The organism is Acinetobacter lactucae (assembly GCF_013344765.1).
Classification (GTDB): domain Bacteria; phylum Pseudomonadota; class Gammaproteobacteria; order Pseudomonadales; family Moraxellaceae; genus Acinetobacter; species Acinetobacter lactucae_A.
Window position 1 is genome coordinate 1 of sequence record NZ_JABVBF010000016.1, and the last position, 25995, is coordinate 25995.

General features: G+C 40.5%; 22 protein-coding genes and 4 tRNA genes. 12 read left to right on the forward strand and 14 right to left on the reverse strand.

Translation table 11 applies throughout. From position 1 onward, the window contains the following. Nucleotides 1–850 (reverse strand): LysR family transcriptional regulator (locus HUN22_RS03355; RefSeq protein WP_174726500.1); only part of this gene is annotated, 850 nt, incomplete at its 3' end. 249 nt (nucleotides 851–1099) lie between these two features. On the opposite strand from HUN22_RS03355, the gene HUN22_RS03360 reads away from it, so the two are divergent. Beyond that, nucleotides 1100–1708: a LysE family translocator gene (locus HUN22_RS03360; protein WP_174726501.1), complete on the forward strand. Its 609-nt coding sequence runs from the start codon at nucleotides 1100–1102 to the stop codon at nucleotides 1706–1708. Nucleotides 1709–1808: 100 nt separating this feature from the next. Here HUN22_RS03360 and HUN22_RS03365 read toward each other — a convergent pair whose 3' ends face one another. After that, on the reverse strand, nucleotides 1809–2834 hold the full coding sequence (locus tag HUN22_RS03365; RefSeq protein WP_174726522.1) for a fatty acid desaturase: 1026 nt from the start codon (nucleotides 2832–2834) through the stop codon (nucleotides 1809–1811). 215 nt (nucleotides 2835–3049) lie between these two features. Between HUN22_RS03365 and HUN22_RS03370 the strand changes: the two genes are divergently transcribed. After that, on the forward strand, nucleotides 3050–4057 hold the full coding sequence (locus HUN22_RS03370) for an AraC family transcriptional regulator (protein ID WP_174726502.1): 1008 nt from the start codon (nucleotides 3050–3052) through the stop codon (nucleotides 4055–4057). Between the two features lie 58 nt (nucleotides 4058–4115). Here the strand turns inward: HUN22_RS03370 and HUN22_RS03375 are convergent, their stop codons facing one another. Both HUN22_RS03375 and HUN22_RS03380 read right to left on the reverse strand, forming a co-directional pair. Continuing rightward, nucleotides 4116–5483: an amidohydrolase gene (locus HUN22_RS03375; RefSeq protein WP_174726503.1), complete on the reverse strand. Its 1368-nt coding sequence runs from the start codon at nucleotides 5481–5483 to the stop codon at nucleotides 4116–4118. A gap of 33 nt (nucleotides 5484–5516) precedes the next feature. Next, nucleotides 5517–6902 carry an outer membrane protein transport protein gene (locus HUN22_RS03380; RefSeq protein ID WP_174726504.1) on the reverse strand — a complete coding sequence of 462 codons (1386 nt, stop codon included), beginning with the start codon at nucleotides 6900–6902 and terminating at the stop codon, nucleotides 5517–5519. A 298-nt stretch (nucleotides 6903–7200) separates the two neighbouring features. Between HUN22_RS03380 and HUN22_RS03385 the strand changes: the two genes are divergently transcribed. The 6 genes from HUN22_RS03385 (at nucleotide 7201) to tcuB (ending at nucleotide 14297) form a co-directional block, all read left to right on the forward strand. Continuing rightward, nucleotides 7201–8130, forward strand: a complete 930-nt coding sequence (locus HUN22_RS03385) for a LysR family transcriptional regulator (RefSeq protein ID WP_004703620.1) — start codon at nucleotides 7201–7203, stop codon at nucleotides 8128–8130. Between the two features lie 278 nt (nucleotides 8131–8408). Continuing rightward, complete coding sequence (locus tag HUN22_RS03390; protein ID WP_174726505.1) at nucleotides 8409–9719, forward strand: MFS transporter; 1311 nt, start codon at nucleotides 8409–8411, stop codon at nucleotides 9717–9719. 92 nt (nucleotides 9720–9811) lie between these two features. Beyond that, a complete protein-coding gene (locus tag HUN22_RS03395; RefSeq protein WP_217488068.1) occupies nucleotides 9812–10606 on the forward strand; it encodes a substrate-binding domain-containing protein in 795 nt (264 codons plus the stop codon). A 128-nt stretch (nucleotides 10607–10734) separates the two neighbouring features. After that, a complete protein-coding gene (locus HUN22_RS03400; RefSeq protein ID WP_087090307.1) occupies nucleotides 10735–11664 on the forward strand; it encodes a LysR family transcriptional regulator in 930 nt (309 codons plus the stop codon). 103 nt (nucleotides 11665–11767) lie between these two features. Next, nucleotides 11768–13174 carry an FAD-dependent tricarballylate dehydrogenase TcuA gene (tcuA, locus tag HUN22_RS03405; protein ID WP_174726506.1) on the forward strand — a complete coding sequence of 469 codons (1407 nt, stop codon included), beginning with the start codon at nucleotides 11768–11770 and terminating at the stop codon, nucleotides 13172–13174. Beyond that, nucleotides 13164–14297 (forward strand): tricarballylate utilization 4Fe-4S protein TcuB, encoded by a 1134-nt coding sequence (tcuB, locus tag HUN22_RS03410; protein ID WP_174726507.1) that lies wholly within the window; start codon nucleotides 13164–13166, stop codon nucleotides 14295–14297. Before tcuA ends, tcuB begins: the two co-directional genes overlap by 11 nt. 78 nt (nucleotides 14298–14375) lie before the next feature. On the opposite strand, the gene HUN22_RS03415 is transcribed toward tcuB, so the two are convergent. After that, nucleotides 14376–14909, reverse strand: a complete 534-nt coding sequence (locus HUN22_RS03415; RefSeq protein ID WP_174726508.1) for an HPP family protein — start codon at nucleotides 14907–14909, stop codon at nucleotides 14376–14378. A gap of 97 nt (nucleotides 14910–15006) precedes the next feature. Between HUN22_RS03415 and HUN22_RS03420 the strand changes: the two genes are divergently transcribed. Further along, entirely contained in the window at nucleotides 15007–15555 is a 549-nt protein-coding gene (locus tag HUN22_RS03420; RefSeq protein ID WP_174726509.1) for a TetR/AcrR family transcriptional regulator, read from the forward strand. Between the two features lie 14 nt (nucleotides 15556–15569). Beyond that, entirely contained in the window at nucleotides 15570–16229 is a 660-nt protein-coding gene (locus HUN22_RS03425) for a VOC family protein (protein WP_174726510.1), read from the forward strand. An 85-nt stretch (nucleotides 16230–16314) separates the two neighbouring features. On the opposite strand, the gene HUN22_RS03430 is transcribed toward HUN22_RS03425, so the two are convergent. Both HUN22_RS03430 and HUN22_RS03435 read right to left on the reverse strand, forming a co-directional pair. Further along, the gene (locus HUN22_RS03430) at nucleotides 16315–17544 is read right to left on the reverse strand and encodes a CaiB/BaiF CoA transferase family protein (RefSeq protein ID WP_174726511.1); all 1230 of its coding nucleotides are present in this window, start codon (nucleotides 17542–17544) and stop codon (nucleotides 16315–16317) included. Nucleotides 17545–17611: 67 nt separating this feature from the next. Further along, complete coding sequence (locus tag HUN22_RS03435) at nucleotides 17612–18832, reverse strand: acyl-CoA dehydrogenase (RefSeq protein ID WP_174726512.1); 1221 nt, start codon at nucleotides 18830–18832, stop codon at nucleotides 17612–17614. Between the two features lie 245 nt (nucleotides 18833–19077). On the opposite strand from HUN22_RS03435, the gene HUN22_RS03440 reads away from it, so the two are divergent. After that, on the forward strand, nucleotides 19078–20025 hold the full coding sequence (locus tag HUN22_RS03440) for a LysR substrate-binding domain-containing protein (protein WP_174726513.1): 948 nt from the start codon (nucleotides 19078–19080) through the stop codon (nucleotides 20023–20025). Between the two features lie 104 nt (nucleotides 20026–20129). Here the strand turns inward: HUN22_RS03440 and HUN22_RS03445 are convergent, their stop codons facing one another. Beyond that, nucleotides 20130–21305 carry a zinc-binding dehydrogenase gene (locus HUN22_RS03445; protein ID WP_174726514.1) on the reverse strand — a complete coding sequence of 392 codons (1176 nt, stop codon included), beginning with the start codon at nucleotides 21303–21305 and terminating at the stop codon, nucleotides 20130–20132. Nucleotides 21306–21706: 401 nt separating this feature from the next. On the opposite strand from HUN22_RS03445, the gene add reads away from it, so the two are divergent. Beyond that, complete coding sequence (gene add, locus HUN22_RS03450; protein ID WP_174726515.1) at nucleotides 21707–22702, forward strand: adenosine deaminase; 996 nt, start codon at nucleotides 21707–21709, stop codon at nucleotides 22700–22702. Between the two features lie 232 nt (nucleotides 22703–22934). Here the strand turns inward: add and HUN22_RS03455 are convergent. The 6 genes from HUN22_RS03455 to argJ form a co-directional block, all read right to left on the reverse strand. Next, nucleotides 22935–23011, reverse strand: a tRNA-Pro gene (locus HUN22_RS03455). A 4-nt stretch (nucleotides 23012–23015) separates the two neighbouring features. Then, nucleotides 23016–23091, reverse strand: a tRNA-His gene (locus tag HUN22_RS03460). Between the two features lie 33 nt (nucleotides 23092–23124). Continuing rightward, a tRNA-Arg gene (locus HUN22_RS03465) sits at nucleotides 23125–23201 on the reverse strand. 56 nt (nucleotides 23202–23257) lie between these two features. Beyond that, nucleotides 23258–23334 (reverse strand) — tRNA-Pro (locus HUN22_RS03470). 142 nt (nucleotides 23335–23476) lie between these two features. Then, complete coding sequence (nadA, locus tag HUN22_RS03475; protein WP_002115913.1) at nucleotides 23477–24541, reverse strand: quinolinate synthase NadA; 1065 nt, start codon at nucleotides 24539–24541, stop codon at nucleotides 23477–23479. Between the two features lie 144 nt (nucleotides 24542–24685). Beyond that, a complete protein-coding gene (argJ, locus tag HUN22_RS03480; RefSeq protein WP_174726516.1) occupies nucleotides 24686–25906 on the reverse strand; it encodes a bifunctional glutamate N-acetyltransferase/amino-acid acetyltransferase ArgJ in 1221 nt (406 codons plus the stop codon). Nucleotides 25907–25995: the final 89 nt, after the last annotated feature.

The window sequence follows — 25995 nt, forward strand, 5'->3', positions numbered from 1 at the left end:
CGCTCATCTCTGCTTTTAGCCATTCTAAAAATATGGTTTTGCGTGGATCTTCCTCAAAAGCACTATGAGAAAGTAAAAAATAGGCTGAATTATCTTGAACGATTGGTGAAATTTTCTGTATTGCGTTCCACTCAAGCTCTTTTTCAATCATATAAATTGAGATGACCGTCGCGCCGAGTCCCGCCAAACAGCCTTCTAAACAGAGATAAAAATGCTCGAGTTCAATTTTGGTGTAGCCTTTTAAACACTGCTTTAACTCAGCAATGCGACTCATATTTTTGAAAAAATTTGGTCTAGAGGTCGAGATGAGTACGTCGTTTGTTTCCGATGGCTTGATTGCTTGAACTAGAGCGATATATTCATCGGCAATCTTTTCACTATAGATATGCTCTCCCCAATCAAAATCATTTCTACGAATTGCGATATCAATATTATCTTTTTCAAAGTCGACCACGCCGCCTGCGGTAAGTAGCACAACCTCAAAATCATGACCGAGCTTTTTAAATTTTGATAAACGCGGAATGAGCCATTTCATTGAAAGAGTGGGTTCGCACGACAAAACCAGTTGCTTGTTGTGAGTTTTAGGCTGGCTTAGCTTTATTAAACATTCATCGAGTTGACCAAAAACTTGATGGCAACAACTCAGTAAAATTTCACCCTGCTCGGTCATCACAAGTGTTTTATTTTTACGGTCAAACAAAGTGGTATTTAAAGCTTCTTCTAAATTATAAATCTGTTTACTGACTGCACTTTGCGTCACAAATAATTTCTTTGCAGCTAAAGTGACGCTGCCATACTTCGCCACAAAGTAGAAAAATTTTAGTGAATTCAGCGATATTCTTTCAATCATTCCAAAAACTCATAGATGTGTAGTCGTTTTTATCGATTTTTATTTTTAGGTTTCTGTTCAAAATAAAAATCATCTTGATTAAACCCTATTTTAGATGATGAAAAATATAATGAATATCTATCTTCACAAATGTAAAGCCCTAATCTTTCTCACCAAAAGAATAACAGCTTTCAATAAAACAGCTCTCCTCTCTAATACATTCCAAAAAGTACAGATAAAACCACTCGTTTTTAGTGAGGGTACAAGATAATGGCAGAGTTTATTGCGGTTATTCTCATTACAATTTTAGCGGTGGTAAGCCCCGGCGCTGACTTCGCGATCGTGACGAAAAATAGTTATCTGTATGGCAGAAAAATAGGTGTGTTCACTTCACTAGGAATATCGTTTGGCGTGTTGGTACATGTGACCTATACACTTGTAGCCGTTGCGTTTGTGATGGCTTATACGCCGCAAATTTTGAATATTGTGAAGTACATTGGCGCGCTTTACCTGATCTATATTGGCTATAAAACTTTTACTCAAAAACCAGTTTTAGACGCTGCTGCTTTAACTTCTATAGGTACTTTGCAAGCCATAAAATACGGCTTTTTTACCAACGCCCTGAACCCTAAAACCACGCTATTTGTAATTAGCACCTATACGCAAATTGTGAGTTTAACCACACCTGAAAGCATTCTTATAGCTTATGGCTTTTTTATGTCATTTGCCCATTTTGTATGGTTTTCTCTGGTGGCGGTGCTGTTTTCATCCATGCTACTAAGACAAAAAATGTTAGCCAAACAAGCTCAGATTAATAAGGTAATTGGCTCTATTTTATGTGTATTGGGCGTAGTTCTGCTTTTTACTAATTTTCAGTAGAGCTAGTTCTTTTTAAGAAACTCTATAGTGAAATTATGGTTAATGGACTGAGTGCTTCGTACAGAACTCAGTCCATTTGAGTGAAATAAAAAGCTATGTTTTAACTTTTTGACTCTGATAAATCATTTACGTTCCAACGATTTGCTCTTTTAAAGGTTCCAACATCGTTAAACCGCACTCCCATATCACGCATGACTTTATGGGCAACTGGTGCCGTCATTTGGCGAATGTAGAATGGTTCTTTCACTACAAAATGGTGGATGGCATGCGTTGAACCAAAGTTAAAGCAAAACAATTGGAACGGCATCATCCACCACGGCGTTAATACTTGAGTTTGTTGAATGACATTACCCAGTTCGACATCGCCGTAGTAATGCATATTGCTTGTCACAAAATGCAAGCAAAAGGTACGCAGCACATTCGGTGCAATCCAAACAACGGTCAAAATATTAACCACATGCATGATATTTAAAGTGGTAGCTGACCAAGCAATCGGTGCATTTGCCCAACTTGAAACAGCATCTACTGCATGAAAACCTAAAAAGATATACCACAGCGACCAATGAATAATTCCTAACGGAAAATAAGCCATAAATGCACGTTTAAAAATTACTTTTCTAACCGTCCAATTGCTTGCAGAAATAATACGGAACAAGACCGCCAAGCCGTTATCACCAATCGCGATGAGACGACGTATACTCCACTGCTCTCCATTGGTTAAAGCTCTTTCTTCTAAATCAACTTCGGTGCCTGAGTTTTTATGATGGTTAAAATGCAGCTCACGACGTTTCCACGGGTTAATGGTACTTGGTCGAGCTAACCAGACTAAGCCCATCATTAAATGATGTGCCCATGGTTTCTTTCTAAAATACATCCAGTGAATCAGGTCATGCTCTAACTCATGGGTGAGCGATGCAAAAAAAGCAATAATCGGAATTGCAAACCAAGTTGAAAGTTGATGATTTATATAGAGCACGGCAGTCGCTATCATGCCGACCAAAGATATAAATAGAATCATCGCCCCAATGGCATTTTGATGGTTCAAAATAGGATGGCGTTTGCGTAAAGCCACGCCTTCTGCTGTTACTACTTTTTTAATATATTCCGTTTTTTCGCTATCGGTCATTCCGGCAGGATTTTTATAAATATAGGTCATCCGTTATTCCTCAGTTTTTCATGCCTCTACTTTATTTAGATCACCCTAAGTGTGCTTAGCTCGAAACGCCAATCTATTGGCTATGGATGCCAAAATAAAAAGATTCAGAATAAACAAAAGATTTTTTAGTTTTGAATCTTTTATACTGTTCAGAGGAATATGAATCACAAGTTATAGGACATAACATGCCACAGACAGCAACGGCACTGGCTAGCTGGGTGAAAGCGATTCAAAAAGCGCTCGAAAAAGCCGGTGTTGATAGTCAACCTTTATTACAACAAGCAGGTTTAGATATTCAGGCTCTGAGTAATCCTGATGCACGATATTCATTAAAACAAACAGCAAATTTATGGAAATTAGCCGTTCAGAAAACTCAAGATTCATGTTTTGGCCTTAAAGTTGCCAGCCAAGTCAATCAAAATACTTTTCATGTGTTAGGGCATTCACTGATTACTAGCACTACTCTAAAAGAGATGTTTCTAAGAATTATTCGTTATTTTCGTGTGGTTACGGATATTCCAGAGCTAGAGTTTTATGGGCAAGAAAATAATCATTATTTTGTTATTCATGTTCCCGACGAAGTTCAGCCCGAGTCAATAGATGCATTTATTTCCGTTTTTATTCGCTCAAGTCGTGCTTTACAAGGCTCTGTTTTTTCGCCATTACGCATTGAACTTAGACGTTCAGAACCTGAAGATTTAGAAACATTCCAGAGTATTTTAAAAGCTCCCATCGTCTTTAATGCACCCAAAGACATGATTGTGTTTGATACGGCAACGATAGAACAACCACTAGAAGGTGCAAATCCGACTCTCACTCAAGAATATGATGAAATTATTAATCGTTATCTGGCTCGGCTCGATAAAGAAAATATATTGGCACGAGTGAAAGTAAAATTAATTGAAAAATTATCTACAGGTGATTTTCAACAACAAGACGTTGCGAAAAGTCTGGGCTTAAGCATACGGAGTCTGCAACGCAAACTTTCTGCCGAAAACACCTCTTATAGTGAGTTACTTGATCAGACTCGGCATGAGCTCGCCTTATCGTATATTAAAAACTCAAGCCATAATATTACTGAGATTGCTTATATTCTTGGCTTTACCGATGTCAGTAGTTTTACCCGCGCGTTTCGCCGCTGGACCGATTTATCACCAATCCATTATCGAGAAAAATATCTGGCTTGCTCTTAACTTTTAAAAACTTAGAAAAAAAAGATGCATGTAAGTGCACCTTTTTTTTATGAGTAACTTATTTTTTAGTAAGTAGTTCTAACATCGAAACTGTAGTGACTTTGGCACCAACTGGCAAAGCTTTTAAATCAACAATGTAGTTTGGACTATGTGGAATATAAGGCACAGGTTTGCCTTGCTTGACTGCATTGGCGAACACAACAGGATCTGCTACACCAATAAACATAAAGTTAAACGGAATGTCTTTTTGGTCGCCTAACAAATGGTGAACATCTTCAGACCCCATAACCGCAGGATACTCAGTTAGAACATGTTTATCGCCTAATAATGCTTTTAAAGGCCCGTTTAAACGTGCCGAAAATTCTTTATTGTTAACTACAGGTGTGCTCGAACCTTTAAACGTAAAGGTAGGTAATTGATCTTTACCCATACCCTGCATTTGGGCGGCACCTTCACTCATAGACTTAATATTATTTAACATGGTTTCACGCACTTTTGGATCAAACCAGCGCAAATTCATTTTGACTAATGCCGTAGAAGGAATCACGTTATTCGAGTTTCCAGCCTGAATTGAGCCTATCGATAACACTGCCGCTTGTTGCGGATCAACTGCATTACCCATAATGGTTTGATATTGAGTCACTGCGTTTGCAGCCATGCTAATCGGGTTCTTGGTGAGCATTGGTAATGAGCCATGCCCACCCACACCTTTAAATAAAACATCAAGCTGGTCGGTTCCCGCCATACGTGGTCCCGGTGCATTGATGACCACGCCCACAGGTGCAGGTGTGGTATGCACGGCAAAGAAATAATCAGGTTTTGGTAAGTTATATTTTGTCCATAAGCCATCGGTCACCATAGCTTTTGCACCTGTGATCGGCTCTTCGGCAGGTTGCGCGACTAAAATAATAGTTCCGCTCCATTCCTTTTTTAAAGCCACTAATGTTTTTGCCATGCTGAGCATCCATGTCACATGTGCATCATGACCGCACATATGTGCTACAGGTGTTTCAGTTCCATCATCGAGTTTTACGCGTACTTTACTCGCATATGGTAGACCAGTCGCTTCTTCAACAGTATTGGCATCCATATCGGCACGGTACATGACCGTTGGCCCTTCACCATTTTTTAAAATACCAACTACGCCTGTCTTGGCTATTCCGGTTTTAACGTCAAAACCCAGTGACTTAAGTTCTTTGGCCACAATGGCAGAAGTACGCGTTTCCATAAACCCAAGTTCAGGGTGTTCATGAATGTCTTTATAGACCTTACTTAACCATTCAGTTTGACCATCAATAATAGTTAACGCTTTTTGCGAAACCGCTGGCAAAGTTGTTAGACTTGCTTCCGCATGAAGGAGAGTTCCATAACCTGCAATGAAAGTCGATAATCCTAAAAATAGGCTGTTTTTAATGATTTTATTCATGTAATTAAAACCTTATAAATGACTGATTTAATTTTAAAATTTATATCCAATTTTTAAGCCATAGCTGACTGTGTGGTTATCCTTAAACTCACCTACATAATAGTCACTACCCGCCTGTGCGCCAAGCTGAGCTTTTGCATCGCCTAACCAGTAATACTTCACACCACCAGAAATAAAGTATTGCGATGTCGGGCTATATTGAGCACCCAAGCCCAAGTTGTAATATCCCTTAGTTGGGCCACCCGTTGAGACTTTATCTCCTGCTCCTGAGTCCCATCCAACTGACACAGAACCTAACCATTTTGGCGAAAAGCGTTGTCCTAAACCCAAATTTAAAGACCATTGGTCATCATAATAACGAACCAAATTAAAACCTTCCGGACGGCTTGGCGTTGATAGTACGCCAACAACTTTTGAGATCTCACCGAAGCGATAAGGTTGCAAAGCAAGGTCACTCCAATTTACCCAGCGTAAACTACCAAACAGTAACGTTCCCTGACGAAGTCCTGTCTGGAACTCCAAATTCACTGAATCAGGAGATTTAAATTTTGTTGTACCTGCATCTTCTTGTTCTGGCAAATTGCCAATAATCTGATTTAAGTAAGCTTTCTTTTGTGGAGTCATCTGACCAATAGAAATCATGTAGTCTAGATGCTGATTAACTAAATCACGACCTTGTTGAGTGCTTAACATATCAATGAGTGGGGCATTTTCAGTCGCGTTTACTTTATGGGTAATGGCTGAACGGTAGGTTAATGAGACTTTCACAGCTTTTTCTGGAATCTGGTAGGCAAGCCCTGCTAACCATCCCAAGTCACCTACAGTTTTGGTGTGAAAGTCATAGCCGTTGTAAAGACTAAATACATTACCCCTTAATTCAACCTGACTTTTAAAAGTTTGATAGACTGGCCCCGCATAAAGATTCCAGTTTTTTGTGGGTTGATACCCCAAAATAAAGCTTAAATTTTGTATATCAAATTCTGATTTTGCATTTCCTGTAGGAGCCTGACCAGAAGTAGCATTGGCAAGCCCTGCTGTTGTAATGCCAGGTAACATAACTGTGTCTTTTGGCGTTGCAACAAAGCCATTTAGGCCTGAATATTCTGTGTTGGCACCAAATGGTTGATCGTAAAGCAAGCCAAATGAATACTGCGGTGCTAACTGTAGTTTTAACGCTGCGGTAGGTCGATAATCGGTGTTGGCTATATCTGAAATTGAATGATGTGAAGGGTTGGTGCCCGATTCTACACCACTTAAATCAGCATCTGTGATTCCTAAACTGGCCTCAAAATAGTTACCCGGTTGTAAAAATGCAGCTACAGATTGCCCTGTTTTATCAAATGCAGCCGCATGTAAGGTACTTGTGCAAATTGAAGTTATTCCTAAGATCAATATTTTTTTATTCACAACAAAACTCATGGATCCATCCTGGATATTTTTTATTTTGATTCCTCACTTTATGTAGATTTGAATGCTTCTGCTTAGCTCCAAACGCCAATGATTTGACCGTAGATGCCATATTGAAGAGTTAGGGTTTGTGTAGCTGTAAGCAGAACATCATCTTTTTATTAACCATAAAAATTGATTGGACTTTTAGGCTAGAGAGTGATTTTTTAAGAAACTTTTATATTTTTTGCTGTTAATATTAAAACGCATGATAGATTTCCCAATCCTTCATATCTCTATAAATCAAGGATGATGAGCGAATACATTTATTATGGAAATCAAGCAAATAAAGTATTTTTTGACGGTCGTTGAATCGGGCAGTATTGGTAAAGCTGCCCAAAAACTTGATGTCGGTGCTTCGGCGATTAGTCAGCAAATTAGTAAGCTCGAACAAGAGCTAAGCATTCGCTTATTACAGCGTAATGCTTTTGGCGTGACCCCAACCCCAGCAGGTCTTGCCTTTTTAAAGCACTCGCAACTTATTTTGCGTCAGGTAAATTTTGCCATAGATGCTGCGCATTCGGCACGCTTGTCAGGTCATGTCAGCCTTGGTTTTCCACCGACCATTACCGCTTTGATTGGTATCCCTTTAATGAAACTGATGTCTGAACGCTATCCAGACATTCGCTTAGAGATTGTGGAAACCCTGTCAGGTAATCTCATTCAGTACATTAACTCGCGTCAGCTTGATATTGCCATTATTTTTACTAATGAGATTGATAAGCAATGGTCGATACAGCCCTTGGTACGCGAGCAAATGTATTTAATGGCGCGCAAAGAAGTGCTCGAAAAATACGGTCTAGCAGATTGCATTAAAAGCGGCATTATTCAGTCTCAGCAAATTGGCGATATTCCGTTAGTGTTGCCACGTCAGCGCCATAGCTTACGAAAGCTGCTTGAACACAAGATTGGGCAGCTTAATGTCGTCTATGAAATTGATGGCTTACACTTACTTATGGACAGTCTGATTCACCTTGACCTTGCGAGTGTTCGCCCCGGAAGTGCTTGCTTGCAAGAGTACAAACATAAGCTGCAATTGCTTAAGGTGATTGACCCAGAAGTGGAACGAATTAACTACTTAGTGAGCCTTGCCGAAGAAGAATTATCACCCGCTGCACTTGCTGCCAAGTCAGCCATTAAGGCATGTGTGAAAGAGTTGATTCAAAACCAAATTTGGCCGTGTTCTGAAATTATTGTTTAAAGGGTCATTAATTTTTCTAAATACCTAATTAATTTTCGCCTCTCACTCCTCCCTGCTTTTTAAGATTACATTTTTATCCGAATGATAAGTGGTTTTCTGTTTATCGAAATATAGATGTGTAGTTTTAACTGGAAACAAGGCATCACATTTTCTACCAAGGACACCTTTAAATCTCATCTCTAACCCATTTCCTATTTAGGTTTATTGATTGAATCAATTTACGTCCAAACTTTGAAGATCGTGAATGTTTCCATTTTGTCAGGCCAAGGAGGTCTCCAATGGATGTCGTTAATAACCGTAGGGCTACTTTTAAAAAAATATTAAATGTAACAAGTGGCAATTTTTTAGAACAGTACGATTTTTTTCTTTTTGGTTTCTATGCCACTTATATCGCAGCAAAATTTTTCCACTCTGAAAATGAATATGTCTCTTTAATGATGACATTTACCGTATTTGCTGCGGGCTTTCTTATGCGTCCTCTCGGCGCTATTTTCTTGGGTGCTTATGTCGACAGAATTGGTCGCCGTAAGGGTTTGATTGTGACTTTAAGCCTCATGGCTATTGGTACGATCTTAATTACCTTTGTACCGGGTTATGACACCATCGGTATTATGGCCCCAATTTTGGTGGTCATTGGCCGTCTGTTACAGGGCTTCTCGGCAGGTGTTGAATCTGGCGGTGTGTCTATTTACCTTGCAGAAATTGCAACCGATAAAAACCGTGGTTTTATCACAAGCTGGCAGTCTGGTAGTCAACAAATTGCGGTGGTGTTTGCTGCGTTATTTGGTTATTGGCTCAACACCGTTTTAACTCATGCACAAGTGAGTGAATGGGGCTGGCGTATTCCTTTCTTAATTGGTTGTTTGATCATTCCTTTAATCTTCTTATTCCGTCGTACTTTAGAGGAAACTGAAGCATTTAAAGCACAAAAAACTCACCCTTCAACCAAAGAAATTTTTAGCACACTAGCGAGCAACTGGCGCATTGTACTTGCAGGTATGATGATGAGTGCCATGACCACAACCACGTTCTATTTCATTACGGTTTACACCACAGTATATGCAAAACGTACTTTAGAAATGTCGGTCACAGATAGCCTGTTAGCAACCGTGTTTGTAGGTTTATCGAATTTCTTCTGGTTACCAATGGGTGGCTTACTTTCAGACAAAATTGGTCGCCGTCCAGTGTTAGTGGGTATTACGACACTTGCGATCTTTACCAGTTATCCAGTTTTGAGCTGGTTAGTGAGCGACATTAGTTTTTCAAACTTACTTATCACGCTTGCTTACTTCTCGTTCTTCTTTGGTATGTACAACGGGACTATGGTCGCAACACTTGCCGAAGTAATGCCAAAACGTGTTCGTACCGTTGGCTTCTCTTTAGCGTTTAGTCTTGCAGCCGCTATTTTTGGTGGTATGACGCCAATGGCATGTACTTACCTTGTTGAAAACACAGGCAATGCAAGCACCCCAGCTTTCTGGCTGATGCTCGCTGCGGTATGTAGTCTCATCTCAAGTTTATATCTATGTCGTGGTTCTAAACAGAAGAAAACTGACTCGATTGCTGAAACTGCAAAAATCAGCGCTTAAAACAAAAAACGACCTAACCTGAAATTTTAATGAACAGTACGGCAGACCCTAAGTCTACGTACTGTGCTCTCTTGCAACAAAAGTGAGGCATTATGAAAAAATCCCCTATTCTCATGACCATTTGCCTAGCTGGTGCAGGCTTAGGCTCAACTCTTGCCAACGCAGATACTATCGAAGTGATTAGCTCAGGTGGTTTTTATTCATCTATGGAAAAACTCATTCCATTATTTGAAAAACAAACTAGTCATACTGTTCATCTCTCGTCTGGTTCATCAATGGGTGCATCACCGACTGCAATTCCAAATCGACTTGATCGCGGTGAACGTTTTGATGTGGTGGTCTTGGCTGCTCCTGAACTCAACAAGCTTGCAGAAAAGGGTTATGTAGACCCAAATTCACAAAGTCCTTTAGTAAATTCAAGCATTGGTATGGCTGTTCCAAAAGGCGCGCCAAAGCCAGATATCAGCTCTGCAGAAAAATTTGAAAAAGTTTTATTAAATGCTAAACACATCGGCTATTCAGCAAGTGCGAGCGGTACACATCTTGAAAAAGATGTGTTCCCAAGCTTCCCACCTGTGGAATATAAAATCATTTCAAGCAAGGCTGAAAAAGTAATCGGCGATCGTGTTGCAAAACGCATTGCTGAAGGTCAATTTGATATCGGGTTCCAGCAAATTAGTGAAATCAAACCTTTTACCGGCAAATATGGTCAGGTCGAATTAGTTGGCCCAATCCCAGCACCTTATCAAAAAGTTACCGTATTTGCTGCTGGTATTGGTAAAGGCTCGGAACATGAAAAAGCAGCAAAAGAACTCATCAAATTTGTGAAATCACCTCAAGCCACACATATTATTGAAGAACAGGGTCTTGAGCAGGTTAAAAAATAAAAGCTCTAAAAGGTAACATCTTGAGGTGGTGTTACCTTTATTTTGAGGTTCAGTCAGCATAATAGAATAAAATGTTGAGTGATAAACCAGTGTAGAATTAATCCATAAAGGTTAATGTAGTATTTGCCGTGGAACTCAAACAATTAAAGTATTTTATTGCAGTGATCGAGTCAGGAAGCTTGGGGAAAGCTGCAAAAAATCTCGATATTGGAACGTCTGCATTAAGTCAGCAAATCTCAAAATTAGAAAGCGAGCTTTCTATTCGCCTTTTACAACGTACTGCTTTAGGTACAGTCCCTACCCCTGCGGGTTTAGCTTTTTTTCAACAGGTTCAACTGGCACTTAGGCACTTAGACCATGCAGTAGATTCTGCGCATTCCTCACGTTTAAGTGGTCATGTCACCGTAGGTTTTTCGCCAAGTGTTGCAGCAGTTATTGGCACACACTTTTTAAAACTCATGAGAAATCGTTACCCCGACATTAAAGTCCGTTTAATCGAAGGGTTATCGGGAGATCTCAAAGCTTTGGTTAATGCAAGGCAGCTCGATGTTGCCATCATCTTTAGTGACGATGTCGACCCACAGTGGGCTATACAACCTTTAGTCAAAGAACAAATGTTTTTAATCTCACCAAAAGAAGTGCTGAGTCAGTACGACCTTGAAAGCTGTATCGATACTCAAACCATTACTCATTCGCAGCTTAAAGAACTTCCTCTTATTTTACCGAGCCAACGACATGGACTGCGTTTATTGCTCGAACAGAAAATTCACCAACTTAAAGTGGCCTATGAAATTGATGGGCTACATTTATTAATGGAAAGCATCAGCCAACTCGAAATGGCAACCATTCAACCCGCAGGTGCATCATTAAACTCACGACAAGACTTATGCCTGCTACGCGTTATAGAACCTGCTATTGAGCGTATTAACTATTTAATCAGTCTCTCTGAAGAAGAACTCTCGCCTGCTACTTTAGCCACTAAAGTCGTAATTCGTGCCTGTGTAGCAAACTTGATTAATGAAAGTCGCTGGCCTGGTGCGGAGCTCATAAACACTTAAGCCATTAGTGTTTATTTTTACTAAACACCCATTCAAGCTTAGCCTCTCACTTCACTTTCCCTTTTAAAGCTACATTAGCCCTAGCTGAGAAAGGGAGAAATCAATGCATGATGTGATTGTGATTGGTGGTGGGAATGCTGCACTATGTGCCGCGCTCACAGCAAAGGAAAGTGGTGCTTCTGTGCTGGTAATAGAAGCAGCACCTAAAGAGTGGCGTGGGGGTAACTCACAACACACCCGTAACCTTCGTTGCATGCATGATGCTCCTCAAGACGTATTGGTTGATGCCTACCCCGAAGAAGAATATTGGCAAGACCTGCTTAAAGTGACTGCGGGAAAAACCAATGAACACTTAGCGCGTTTGGTCATTCGTAGCACGGCGACCTGCCGCGACTGGATGCGTAAACATGGTGTGAATTTTCAACCACCGTTATCGGGTGCTTTGCATGTTGCACGTACCAATGCATTTTTTATGGGTGGCGGTAAAGCCCTCATTAATGCGTATTACCGTAGTGCCCAAGAACTTGGCATCGAAATTTTATATAACACAAAAATTAAAGATCTAAAGTTAAACCAAGGGCATTTTGAAGCCGCAATTGCTGAAGATGGTCGTGTATTTAAAGCAAAAAGCTGTGTATTGGCCGCAGGCGGTTTTGAATCAAATCTCGAATGGTTAAGAGAAGCATGGGGACAAAATGAAAACGGCGAATGGCCTGCCGATAATTTCATTATTCGTGGAACCCGCTTTAATCAGGGCAACTTACTCAAATTTATGATAGATCAAGGCGCTGATATTATTGGTGACCCATCACAATCACACTGCGTGGCCGTAGATGCACGAGCACCATTATATGACGGCGGTATTTGTACACGAATTGACTGCGTTTCATTAGGTATTGTGGTCAATAACAAAGCCGAGCGTTTTTACGATGAAGGCGAAGATTTCTGGCCAAAACGTTATGCGATTTGGGGACGTCTTGTAGCCAAACAACCTCAGCAAATTGCCTATTCGATTATTGATTCAAAAGCGATTGGTCGCTTTATGCCGCCTGTGTTTGCAGGTGTAAAAGCTAATAGCATTCAAGAGTTAGCCGAAAAAATCGGACTAGATGCAAAAACCTTATGCCACACGGTAGAAGAATTTAACCAAGCCTGTGTGCAAGGCACCTTTAACCATACCGTTTTAGATGACTGCACCACCCAAAATATTGTTCCCAACAAAACCCACTGGGCCGTTCCTCTCGATCGCCCACCCTTTTATGCCTATGCCCTTAAACCTGGCATTACCTTTACCTATTTAGGCTTAAAAGTCGAAGATGATGCTGCGGTACGTTTTAACAATAAAGCAAGCCCAAACCTATTTGTCGCAGGTGAAATGATGGCAGGTAACGTACTCGGTCAGGGTTATACCGCAGGCGTTGGCATGTCGATCGGAACGACGTTTGGACGCATTGCCGGAAAAAATGCAGCCCACTATGCACTATCACAAGGAGTTGAACATGAATGCTAATAGTAAAGCCCTAATTCCAGTTGTTCAGCTCTCTGATCACGAACAAGAAGTCCAAAGAGCCCTACAGATTTGTAATGCTTGTCGCTACTGTGAATCATTCTGTGCTGTATTTTCGGCTATGACTAAGCGCCTAGAGTTTAACCAAGCCGATATTCATTACATGGCAAACCTCTGCCATAACTGTGGTGCATGTTTACATGCTTGCCAATATGCCCCGCCGCATGAGTTTGGCGTAAATATTCCAAAAGCGATGGCACAAGTACGTTTAGAAACTTATCAAGAGTTTGCGACCCCTCAGTCTCTAGGACGACTTTATAAGTCTGTGGGAATTCCTTTTGTTTCAGTGTTAACACTTATTTTCTTTTTTTGCATGTTAGCCGTGGTGTGGTACAAAGGCACCGACCTATTTGCAGGTTACCAAGGTAATTTCTATGCAATTTTCCCACATAACTTTTTAGCACTACTGTTTGGATTTACCTTTACGGTTGCAATCATTTTACTACTTATTGGGATCAGCAAATTTTGGCGACAAACTTCTAAAGTTATCCATGGCAAAGTTGAAAAACCCGATCTAGTTCAAGCCACCCAAAATGTATTAACGCTTAAATATTTAGATGGTGGACATGGCAAAGGTTGTAATGAACAAGATGACCGTTACACACAAATTCGTCGTGTGTTCCATCACCTGACGTTTTATGGCTTTATGCTTTGCTTTGCAGCCACAGGTGTAGCGACGTTATATCACTATTTTCTTGACTTACACGCACCTTATCCTTATCTAAGCTTGCCCGTTATTTTGGGCACTTTGGGTGGAATTGGCTTAGTCATTGGACCATCTGGCTTGCTCTATTTAAATATTAAACGTCATCCACTGCATGGTGATCGCGAGCAAAAACCTGTAGATCGAGGCTTTATTTTCCTTCTACTTATCGTTAGCGCTTCAGGGCTAGCACTTATGGCATTTCGTAATACCCCTTACATGGCACTTTTACTAATTTTCCATTTAGCTACGGTCATGACCTTCTTTATTACCATGCCATTTGGAAAGTTCGCACATGGTTTTTACCGCAGTGCGTCTTTACTCAAATTTGCTATCGAAGAACGTATTTCAAAGAAATCATAATGTCACTCAAAAGTATTCACTATCTTGGCATAGTGAATACTTTTATTATTTTTAAGCTCAAAACACTTCATGCCATCCCTACTTTTTACTGTTTAAAATTCCTAAACCATACATCGGCCACTTCGTAGTCGCTTTAATATTATTAATCAGCAGCGCCACCAAAACCAAAGACACGGCACCGACCAAAACAGGGAAAATTAAGAAACTCCATTCGTAATGTATGCTGCTCGCGGTAAGCAAAATAACCAAAGGATTAGCTCCAGCAGGTGGATGAACACACTTAAAAATTTGCATGAGCGCTATGGCACAGCCCACTGAAAAAGCAATTGTAAAAATGGAAACACCGACAAATTTTAAAAAAAATAAACCCACAAAAGCTGAGATAAGATGTCCAAATATAATATTTCTGGGCTGTGCCAAAGGTGACTGCGACACGGTATAGAGTAATACACAGGTTGCACCAAACGGTGCCATGATAAAAATATTGTGTGTGAGCTTGCTCAACCACAGAAGTATAAAAATACTGAGCGTCCCCCCAACAAGGCTTCTTAAAACATCAATTTTAGTGGGCGAAGGAGCCAGTTTTTCTTTGCCATAAAAGATCGAGAACATGATTTTTTCCTCAAACAAAAAGTTGCTTTTTAAAAAGCATATAGATAAAATTCTAAATAGTACAGATCTGTACTATTTTATTTTTTGGAAAAGTTTTATGTCAAAATCTGCCTTAAAAATATTAGATACAGCCGAGAAGTTATTTAATGAAAATAGTTTTGTCGGGGTTGGCGTTGACTTGATTCGCGATGAATCCGGTTGTTCCAAAACCACCATGTACACGTACTATAAAAATAAAAATCAACTGGTTCAGTCTGTGCTCGTTGCACGTGATGAAAGGTTTAAGCAAAGTCTTTTAGGCTATGTGGGAGATGCAACGGGGTTAGAGGCCATCAATAAAATTCTGGATTGGCATACCAACTGGTTTAGACAAGATTTTTTTAAGGGCTGTTTATTTGTAAGAGCGGTCGCTGAATCTAACCAAGATGATCAAGACATTATTTCTATTTCTAAAGCCCATAAACAATGGATTAAAGTACTGATTGCAGAAAACTGTAATATGCCTAATGGCGAAGCTTTATCTGAGCTGATCTATACGGTGATTGAAGGATTAATTAGCCGCTTTTTAGTCGATGGTTTCGATGAAACACTTGCGGCAAACATAAAAAATTTTATTAATCAATTATTTAATATTCAACAACATTAGCATGAGAACTTAAAATGGAAGTGGACCATATTTTTATTTGTGTACAATCAGGCGCTCCCGAAGCTGAAACTTTAAAAAAATTCGGTCTAACAGAAGGTTCATCCAATAAGCACCCGGGTCAAGGTACCGAAAACAGGCGCTTTTTCTTTAAAAATAGCTTTATCGAATTAATCTTTTTAAATAATCCAGAAGAAGCCTCAAGCGATCTCACCAAACCAACTCTGCTTTTTGAACGACTCAGTGCTAAAGATAATATCGCATCCCCTTTTGGAATTTGCTTTAGACCTAAAAATAAAGATGATAACGGTGCAAAATTTCCTCATTGGGTTTACAAACCAAGCTATTTACCAGCCAGCTTAGAAGTAAATGTTGCCAAAGATTCTGTTGTATCTGAACCGATGTGGTTCTTCCTCTCATTTGCTTCACGACCAGATCTTGCTGCAAAAGAAAAACAACAACCACTTGTGCATAGCAAAGATTTATCAGAAATCACCGCGATTAAGGTTTCTATTCCAAATCTTGAACAGCACCCTACTTCATTACTGTTCAATTCGCTTGATGATTTTGAAGTAACTGATGGATCGGAGCATTTAATGGAAATTAGTTTTGATCATGAACCTCAAGGAATGATTCATGATTTCAGACCAGAGCTTCCGCTTATTTTTAAATATTAAGAGTCTTATTTTTTAATAAAAAACTGTGATTTATTGCAAATCACAGTTTCCATTTAAATTGAATCACATTAAAAACGACAATAGCTTAAGCAATTTTCCCATCAATAATGCCTTTCTCTTTTAACGTAGCCAGTTCTTCTGCTGTTTTAAATCTCGATAAGATTTGAGCAGTATGTTCACCAAGCTCTGGCGGCGCATGATGATATTCAACTGGAGTATCAGACAGTTTGATGGGTGAACCAATGGTTTGGAAATTTTCATTTAAACGATGAGGAATGTTCACCACCAAATTGCGATGTACGATTTGTGGTTCAGCCAAAGCATCTTCAATAGAGTTGATAACACCTACGGGTACTTTTAAGGCATGAATCATGTCGACCCATTCTTTTGCAGTTTTTTGCAAAAAGTGCTTCGACAATAAAGGAATCAGTTCATCTCGATATTTTACGCGGTCTTGATTACGCACAAACTTTTCATTTTCGAGTAGCTCTGAATAACCAATCGCAATACACAAATCTTTAAACTGTTTGTCATTACCACAAGCAATAATAAATTCTTTGTCTTTAGCCTTAAAAGTTTGATACGGCACAATGCTTGGGTGTTGATTACCCATGCGCTGCGGGGCTTTACCCGAAGCTAAATAATTCATTCCCTGATTTGCCAGTGCCGCGACCTGCACATCCAACAATGACATATCAATATATTGACCACGTCCCGTGTGCGAGCGTGCAATCAAGGCAGCTTGAATGGCAATAGTTGAATACAATCCAGTTTGAATATCTACAACAGCCACACCCACCTTTTGCGCACCACCACCTGCCGCATCATCGGGCTCACCAGTAATGCTCATTAAGCCAGACATACCCTGAATAATAAAATCATAACCGGGTTTTTCTGCACGTGGGCCATCTTGCCCAAAACCCGTAATCGAGCAATACACAATATTTGGGTTCAACTCACTTAATGAAGCATAGTCCAAGCCATATTTAGCCAAAGACCCTGTCTTATAATTTTCAATAACCACATCGGCAGTTTTGGCAATTTCATAAATTAAGGCCTGACCTTCGGGTGTAGTAATGTCCACCGCAACCGAATATTTATTTCGGTTGGTACACTGAAAATAGCCAGATTCACGGGTCATGTTTCCATCTTGATCGGGCATCCATGGTGGTCCCCACATGCGGGTGTCATCACCGACTCGAGGACGTTCAATTTTAATGACTTCTGCGCCAAGGTCTGCCAAGATTTGCCCGCACCATGGCCCCGCAAGTACACGACTTAAATCTAAAACCCGAATTCCTTGTAATGCACCCATAAGCCCCTCCTTGTCTTATAGAAAAGTGCTCTCGAAAGAACACCTCGATCTTTTAAAAATTAATGAGTTAGTTACTAAATGCGGCAATGCCTGTTTGTGCACGACCTAAAATCAAAGCATGAACGTCATGTGTACCTTCGTAAGTATTTACAACTTCAAGATTCACCAAATGACGTGCTACGCCAAACTCGTCACTAATGCCGTTTCCACCCATCATGTCACGTGCCATACGAGCAATATCAAGTGCTTTCCCACAGTTATTGCGCTTAATTAAAGATGTGCCTTCAACTGAGGCAATGCCTTCATCTTTCATACGGCCAAAACGTAAAGCTACTTGCAAGCCTAATGCAATTTCAGTTTGCATATCTGCCAGTTTCTTTTGAATTAACTGATTTGCAGCCAACGGACGGCCAAATTGTTTGCGGTCCATGGTGTATTGATGTGCAGTATGCCAACAGAACTCGGCAGCTCCCATTGCGCCCCATGCAATACCATAACGGGCACTGTTCAAACAGGTAAATGGGCCTTTTAAACCGCGAATTTCAGGGAACGCATTCTCTTCAGGTACAAATACGTTATCCATGACAATTTCACCTGTAATGGAGGCACGTAAACCAACCTTGCCATGAATAGCAGGTGCAGATAGACCTTCCCAACCCTTTTCTAAAATGAAGCCGCGTATGTCACCCACATTACCTTCAGCAGAAACTTCTTTTGCCCAGACCACAAATACATCAGCAATTGGACTGTTGGTAATCCACATTTTTGCGCCAGTTAAACGATAACCACCCTCAACTTTTTTAGCTCGGGTAATCATACTGCCTGGGTCTGAGCCATGATCAGGTTCAGTCAAACCGAAACAACCAATGTATTCACCCGTAGCTAGTTTAGGTAAGTACTTCTGCTTTTGCTCTTCGGTACCAAATTCATGAATCGGAACCATGACCAATGAGCTTTGCACACTCGCCATAGAGCGGTAACCCGAATCCACATATTCAATTTCACGCGCAACCAAACCATAACTCACATAGTTCAAACCCGCGCCGCCATATTGCTCAGGGATGGTTGGACCTAGTAAGCCAAGCTCTCCCATTTCACGGAAAATAGATGGATCTGTTTTTTCATGACGGAATTGTTCAAGTACACGTGGTTGCAAGCGTTCTTGGCAATAGGCATGAGCCACATCACGAATCATACGCTCATCTTCGGTAAGCTGCTGCTCAATTAAAAATGGGTCTTGCCAGTTAAATTGAACTTTTGCTTTTTTTGTTGTCACCATGTGATTCATCGCATCCTCTGCTTGATTTGATCTTCTTTATTTAACTCGATGTTATGCGTGAAAAATGCAGTAATCAAACGATAAATGTTCATGAAGATATGCGACTTACACATATTTAAAATGAGTCACGTTAAATTTAACGATTTAATTCGTTGTATTACATTAAAAATGGTTTATTTTTATACTAAACTTTGATATCTGCATTTAGGTCATATGCTGTTTTGAAATATGATGACAAATAAAAGGATTTATTTATGCGAAGAAGCATCCCGTCCATTCAGGGCCTGATTTGCTTTGAAAGTGCAGCAAAACATCTAAGTTATACCTATGCTGCCCAAGAGCTATGCATTACTCAAAGTGCAGTTTCGCGCCAAATTCAGCAGTTAGAAGATTTCTTGAGTGTCGAACTTTTTATACGTACTCGGCATGGCGTCGAGCTGACCATTGCAGGTCAGCAGTATTTTAAAAGCATTAAACCCTATTTATTAGGTTTAGAGAAATGTACGGCCGATGTGATTTCTCATAAAGGTTTAGGTGGAACATTAAAGTTAGGTGTGGTTCCTACCTTTGCAACGCGCTGGCTGTTACCTAAACTTCATCTTTTAAATCAAAAGTATCCTGAAATTACCGTTCATTTAGAAACCAGTACCAAGCCCTTTTTATTTAATGACAATATTTTTGATGCCGCTATTTTTGCAGGTACGCAGCAACAAATTGACCATTGGCCCGGCATACAAGCACACTATTTAATGGATGAAGAAATTGTACCTGTGTGCTCACCAAGACTCATCGAAAAGTATTTTCCAGATGCGGTAATGATTAATGAAAATACCTATGATCTAAGCCCGGAAGATTTGCTGAAAATTCCCCTACTACAACAAACCACTCGGCCTAGCATTTGGCAAGAATGGTTTTTGACTCATCACATGCAGCACCCGAAACCTTTTGATGGACAACGCCATGAGTTATTTTCAATGCTTGCAGTTGCTGCCAGTCACGACATGGGAATGGCTCTAATTCCGCAAATGTTGATTGAATCTGAACTACAAAAAAAAGAACTGGTGATTGTTTCCAATAAAAAATTAAAAGGCAGCCGAAAGTACTATCTCATTCACTCAAGCCAAGACATCTCACCAACCATTCAGAAATTTGTTGAGTGGATTTACCAAGAACTAGAACAACTAAAGACCAATACAAATTAGCCCACCGAGTTTGATTTATGCCATATATTGCGTTCTATACGCATAAAAAAAGATTGTGATTGATGAAGATCACAACCTTTTAGTTAAACGTAAATAACTTTGAATTAATGACTCATCAATTGAATATCAGAACCACGACGTGTCGGGTCAATCAAAATTTTGGCATGCTGCTCAGGGTCACGTAATGCTTCAAATGCATTGGTAACACCTTCTAAGCCGACAACACCAGTAATGAGCGGTGAGCAGTTCACTTTACCTTCTGCAATCATATGCAGCGCATCTCTAAACTCAAGCGGTGTATAGCCTAACACAAACTGAATTTCTAGCTCTTTATTAATCGCAAGTGCGGGTTCGATTTTGTCACTTTGCATGCACACGCCCACCCCAACAATTCGGGAAAATAAAGGTGCACCTTCAATAATTTGCTGTAAAACACCCGGTACGCCGACACACTCAAAAATAACAGGACGTTTCGGTAAAGCACCCAACTTATCAATCATGCGCCACCCATGCCACCACGGTAAGCGAGTCGCTTGTAACTTATCGAACAGCCCCATGCCCATGTTAATGGCATCAGAAACATTGCCAAGCAAACCAAATTCTTTCCAGTTAGCAAATGGCGATGTCTCTTTAGGGTCTACCACAATATCTGCACCACATTGCTCGGCAAGTTTACGTCGGTTTGGTGAAAAGTCGCTGGCAACTACAGTTTTAACCCCAGCCGCTTTAAGCATTAATATGACACCTAACCCGACAGGACCACAGCCAATCACAATCGCAGGTTCGCTTGTTTTTACACGACTACGGCGAACAGCATGCAATGCAACCGCCATAGGTTCAGTCATGGCAGCACTATCTGCATCTAGACCGTTAGGTACTTCAAACATCAAGCTTGATTGAGCCAATACTTGCTCGGCATAACCACCAGATGCATTTGGAGAAAGCCCTGTAGACAAGTAACCATGCTGATCTACATTTAAAAGCGGCATTGCGCAAACGAGTGTATCGGCTTTAAATTTATGACGTGTTTTTGGGCCGTAGTCTAAAACCTTGCCACAGAACTCATGCCCTAGTACAAATGGGTCTGTAGACTTCGCTAAACCATTAAACCCGACACGTGCAGCCAAATCATGCATGTGGTCGCAGTGGTGCTGCATATGTAAATCTGAACCACAGATCCCGCATCGAACCACTTCTAATAACACCTGTCCTTTTGTAGGAGTTAATTTCGGTTGGTCCACGACTTGCAATGTTGCTTGATGACAAAGTACCGACTTCATTTGAGCGCTTCCTATTTCTTCTTTTTCATTTACTTGCCAGAAATAGATTTCTACAGATAAATTAATCGCTTTATCGGTTTGATCTTTAGCAAGCTTTTATTCATCTTTACAACTAAAAAGCAAAATACCAATGACCATTCTTCAGCCAATCCACTATTGAAGAGTCAACAAAAATAGGCGCAGCGAAATTAAAAACAGTAAAAATCTTAGTACTTGTATCTTACACAGACTGCGTTATCTTCTTAGGCCAGAACAATGTCATCAAAATTAAAACTAATACAAATATATTAAGTTCAAAAAATTCAACTCAACGCTTTTCACAAAAACATAGCAAATCCAAACTTTTATCGGCAGTCCTAAACAGGCATGATGAACGGATACGAACAGATAAGAAGAAATTTATGATTACTAAAACGCTCCCGCTTACAGATATACACCGTCATCTTGATGGCAACATCCGCATTCAAACTATTCTAGATCTGGGGCAACAATACCATTTAGATTTGCCTGCTTACGACATTGAATCTTTGCGACCACACGTACAAGTAATGGATAACCAACCTGACTTATTAAGTTTTCTATCTAAGCTCGATTGGGGCGTAAAAGTATTAGCGAGTTTAGATACCTGTAAGCGTATTGCATTTGAAAATATGCAAGATGCAGCACAACAAGGCCTAGACTATGTAGAGCTACGTTTTTCACCGGGTTATATGGGAATGACACACCAACTCCCACTCGAAGGTGTAGTTGAAGCGGTTATTGCGGGCGTAAAAGAAGGTAGTCAAGCTTACGGGGTAAAAGCGAATTTAATCGGCATTATGAGTCGTACTTTTGGTCAAGAAGCCTGCGAAAAAGAATTAAACGCCCTACTTGCCCATAAAAATGATATTAAAGCATTAGATCTCGCTGGAGATGAGCTTGGTTTTCCGGGCAATTTATTTATTGGTCACTTTAAAAAAGCACGCGATGCAGGTTGGCACATTACGGTACACGCAGGAGAAGCTGCTGGCCCAGAAAGTATTTGGCAAGCTATTGAAGAATTAGGTGCTGAACGAATTGGACATGGTGTTAAAGCAGTTCAAGATTTAAAACTTTTAGATTACTTGGCTAAACATAAGATTGGTATTGAATCTTGCCTCACTTCAAATATTCAAACCAATACAGTACCTTCTTTAGCAGAACACCCATTAAAGACTTTTTTAGAACATGGTGTGCTTGCCACCATTAATACAGATGACCCTGCAGTAGAAGGCATTGAGATACAACATGAATATTTAACTGCTGCCCCACTAGCGGGTTTAAGCCCTGAACAGATTTATACAGCTCAAAAAAACGGTCTTAAAATCGCATTTCTATCAGATCAAGAAAAAGATGAGTTAAGACAGAAATATCAATAACAGAGAACAGAGAACAGAGAACAGAGAACAGAGAACAGAGAACAGAGAACAGAGAACAGAGAACAGAGAACAGAGAACAGAGAACAGAGCTTATATAAAGAAGTCCAAATATTGGAGTATGTATGAATTAAAATTTCGAACTAGAAAACTAAAAAATTCCTTCTATCTGCAAGACTAGAAGAAATAATTTTAATATATTGTATATTTTAGAAAGCTTGAACGCTTTTAAATATGGTCGGAGCAGTAGGATTCGAACCTACGACCCCCTGGTCCCAAACCAGGTGCACTACCAGGCTGTGCTATGCTCCGAAATTGGGGTGAATGACGGGATTCGAACCCGCGACAACTGGAATCACAATCCAGGGCTCTACCAACTGAGCTACATCCACCATCAAATAAGTTCTATGTACCAAGCTACCGAATGGCGCGCCTGACAGGATTCGAACCTGTGACCATCCGCTTAGAAGGCGGATGCTCTATCCAACTGAGCTACAGGCGCTTAACCGATGATGCTTATCATGCGATACTTCGCCGATCTTAAAATATTATTTTAAGTGGTCGGAGCAGTAGGATTCGAACCTACGACCCCCTGGTCCCAAACCAGGTGCACTACCAGGCTGTGCTATGCTCCGATCTATCTCAGCTTTTGCTGTATCGCACATCGTGCGGTACGGTGTGCATTCTAGGCGCGACGCCCTCAGACGTCAACACCTATTGTCAAAAAAAGTTAAAAATCCTTATCAAATGTATATTTAACAAGCATTTTGAGGTTTTTTAACGTTTTAACGATGCGCTAAAGGCTAACATTCGATCTAAAGGCATTTTGGCACGTTCAGCAAGCGCTGGATCAACGTGTATTTCCTGATCACCTTTTTGTAAAACTTCCAAAATTCCGTCGAGTTCATTCATTGCCATCCACGGACAGTGAGCACATGAACGACAAGTTGCACCCTCACCTGCTGTTGGTGCCTCAACTAAAATCTTATTAGGCACCGCTTGCTGCATTTTGTAGAAAATACCGCGGTCTGTTGCCACAATGAGTCTTTCATTTGGCAGAGTCTGCGCAGCTTTAATCAGCTGAGAAGTACTACCTACCGCATCTGCAATTTCTACAACCGACTCTGGTGACTCCGGATGTACTAATACAGCAGCGTCTGGGTACAGTGCTTTCATATTGGCAATGCCACGTGCACGGAATTCTTCATGCACAATACATGCGCCATCCCAAAGCAACATATCTGCACCAGTTTTCTTTTGAATATAGCGACCTAAATGCTGATCTGGTGCCCAAATAATTTTTTCGCCTAAGCTATCTAGATGCTCAACAATTTCGACTGCACAGCTTGAAGTTACCACCCAATCTGCACGTGCCTTAACAGCAGCCGATGTATTGGCATAAACAACTACAGTGTGGTCTGGGTGCTGATCACAAAATGCCGTGAACTCGTCAACTGGACAGCCCAAGTCGAGTGAACAGGTTGCTTCAAGCGTCGGCATTAAAATTGTTTTTTCAGGAGACAGAATTTTAGCTGTTTCTCCCATAAATTTGACCCCAGCAACAACCAGTGTTGAGGCAGCATGATCTCGTCCAAAACGGGCCATTTCTAACGAATCAGAAACGCATCCACCTGTTTTTTCGGCAAGTTCCTGTACTTCAGGGTCGCAATAGTAATGAGCAACAAGGACAGCATCACGTTTTTTGAGCTCTGCTTCGATCTGTGCAAACTTTTGTTGTTTTGCTTCTTCACTTAAGCGATTGTCTTTTGGCTCACCTAAACGGTCTAAATGCGCTTGTACAATGTTTTTTGCATCGTTGGCAATTAAAGTCGCATCACTCATAAAACGTCTTCTCTATCCTTCATGCTGGCATACCTGCTCGCATATAACGTTACTGCTTAAATGATTTATGGATTGAATCATTTAATATCAAAAGATGGGGCTAATAAAAAAGCCTCTTTGTCGAGGCTTGATTATAACTGATATTTAAGAACGGTAATCAGCATTAATTTTGACATAGTCGTAAGATAAGTCACAGGTATATACCGTGTCTTTGGCCTGACCACGTCCTAAATCAACACGAATGGTAATTTCGGTTTGAGCCATAACACGCGCGCCCGCTTCTTCGGTATAGTCCTCAGCTGCGCCGCCGTCTTTACAGATTTGTACGTCATCTAACCATACTTGAATTTTAGACACATCTAAGTCTTTAACTCCTGCATAGCCAATCGCAGCTAAAATACGGCCCCAGTTCGGGTCAGATGCAAAAAGTGCAGTTTTGACGAGTGGTGAATGCGCAATACTATAAGCAATATCGCAACATTCTTGAGTGTTAGCACCGCCTTCTACAGCAACAGTAATAAACTTCGTTGCACCTTCGCCATCACGTACAATTAACTGTGCTAAACGATTCATAACACGAGCCAGTACTTCTAACACTTGAGCATATCGTGCATCGTTAATTGAAGTAATTTCAGCTCCACCCGCCTGACCTGTTGCCACAAAAATACAAGAGTCATTGGTTGAGGTATCGCCATCAATCGTAATACGGTTAAATGAATGCTCAACCGTTGTCTTTAATAAGCTTTGTACTAAATCACGGCTAATAGGTGCGTCTGTAGCTACAAAGCTCAACATGGTTGCCATGTTTGGACGAATCATGCCAGCACCTTTACTAATACCTGTCATAGTATAAGTAATACCATCTATCTCAAATTGTTCAGATGCACCTTTTGGTACTGTATCTGTGGTCATAATGCCAGATGCTGCATCATACCAAGCAGCCTCTTGCAAAGTGTTTAATGCAGGTCGAAGTCCAGCAAGTAAACGCTCCATTGGAAGCTGCTCACCAATCACACCCGTAGAAAATGGAAGAACTTCAAAACTGTTTACTCCAGCAAGCTCCGCTAACTTCGCACAAGTATCCTGAGCATTTTTCAAACCTGTAGGTCCGGTACCCGCATTGGCATTACCTGTGTTAATCACTAAATAACGAGGATTAACTTCGGCAAGATGAGCTTTAGAAACATGAACAGGCGCTGCACAAAATGCATTTTGCGTAAATACACCAGCAACATTTGAACCTTCTGCAAATTCAAAAATGACTAGATCTCGTCGGTTTGGGTAACGTACATATGCTTCTGTTGAGCCAATTTTTACACCTTTTACCACATGCATTTGTGGCATTGTTACGTCACCGACAGCCATTTTTAGAACATCCAAAGTTTGTTGAATAAGATCAATATTTCAAAAAAAGCGATACCATGAAGCACTTTCTTCATGAAATATCATAGTGG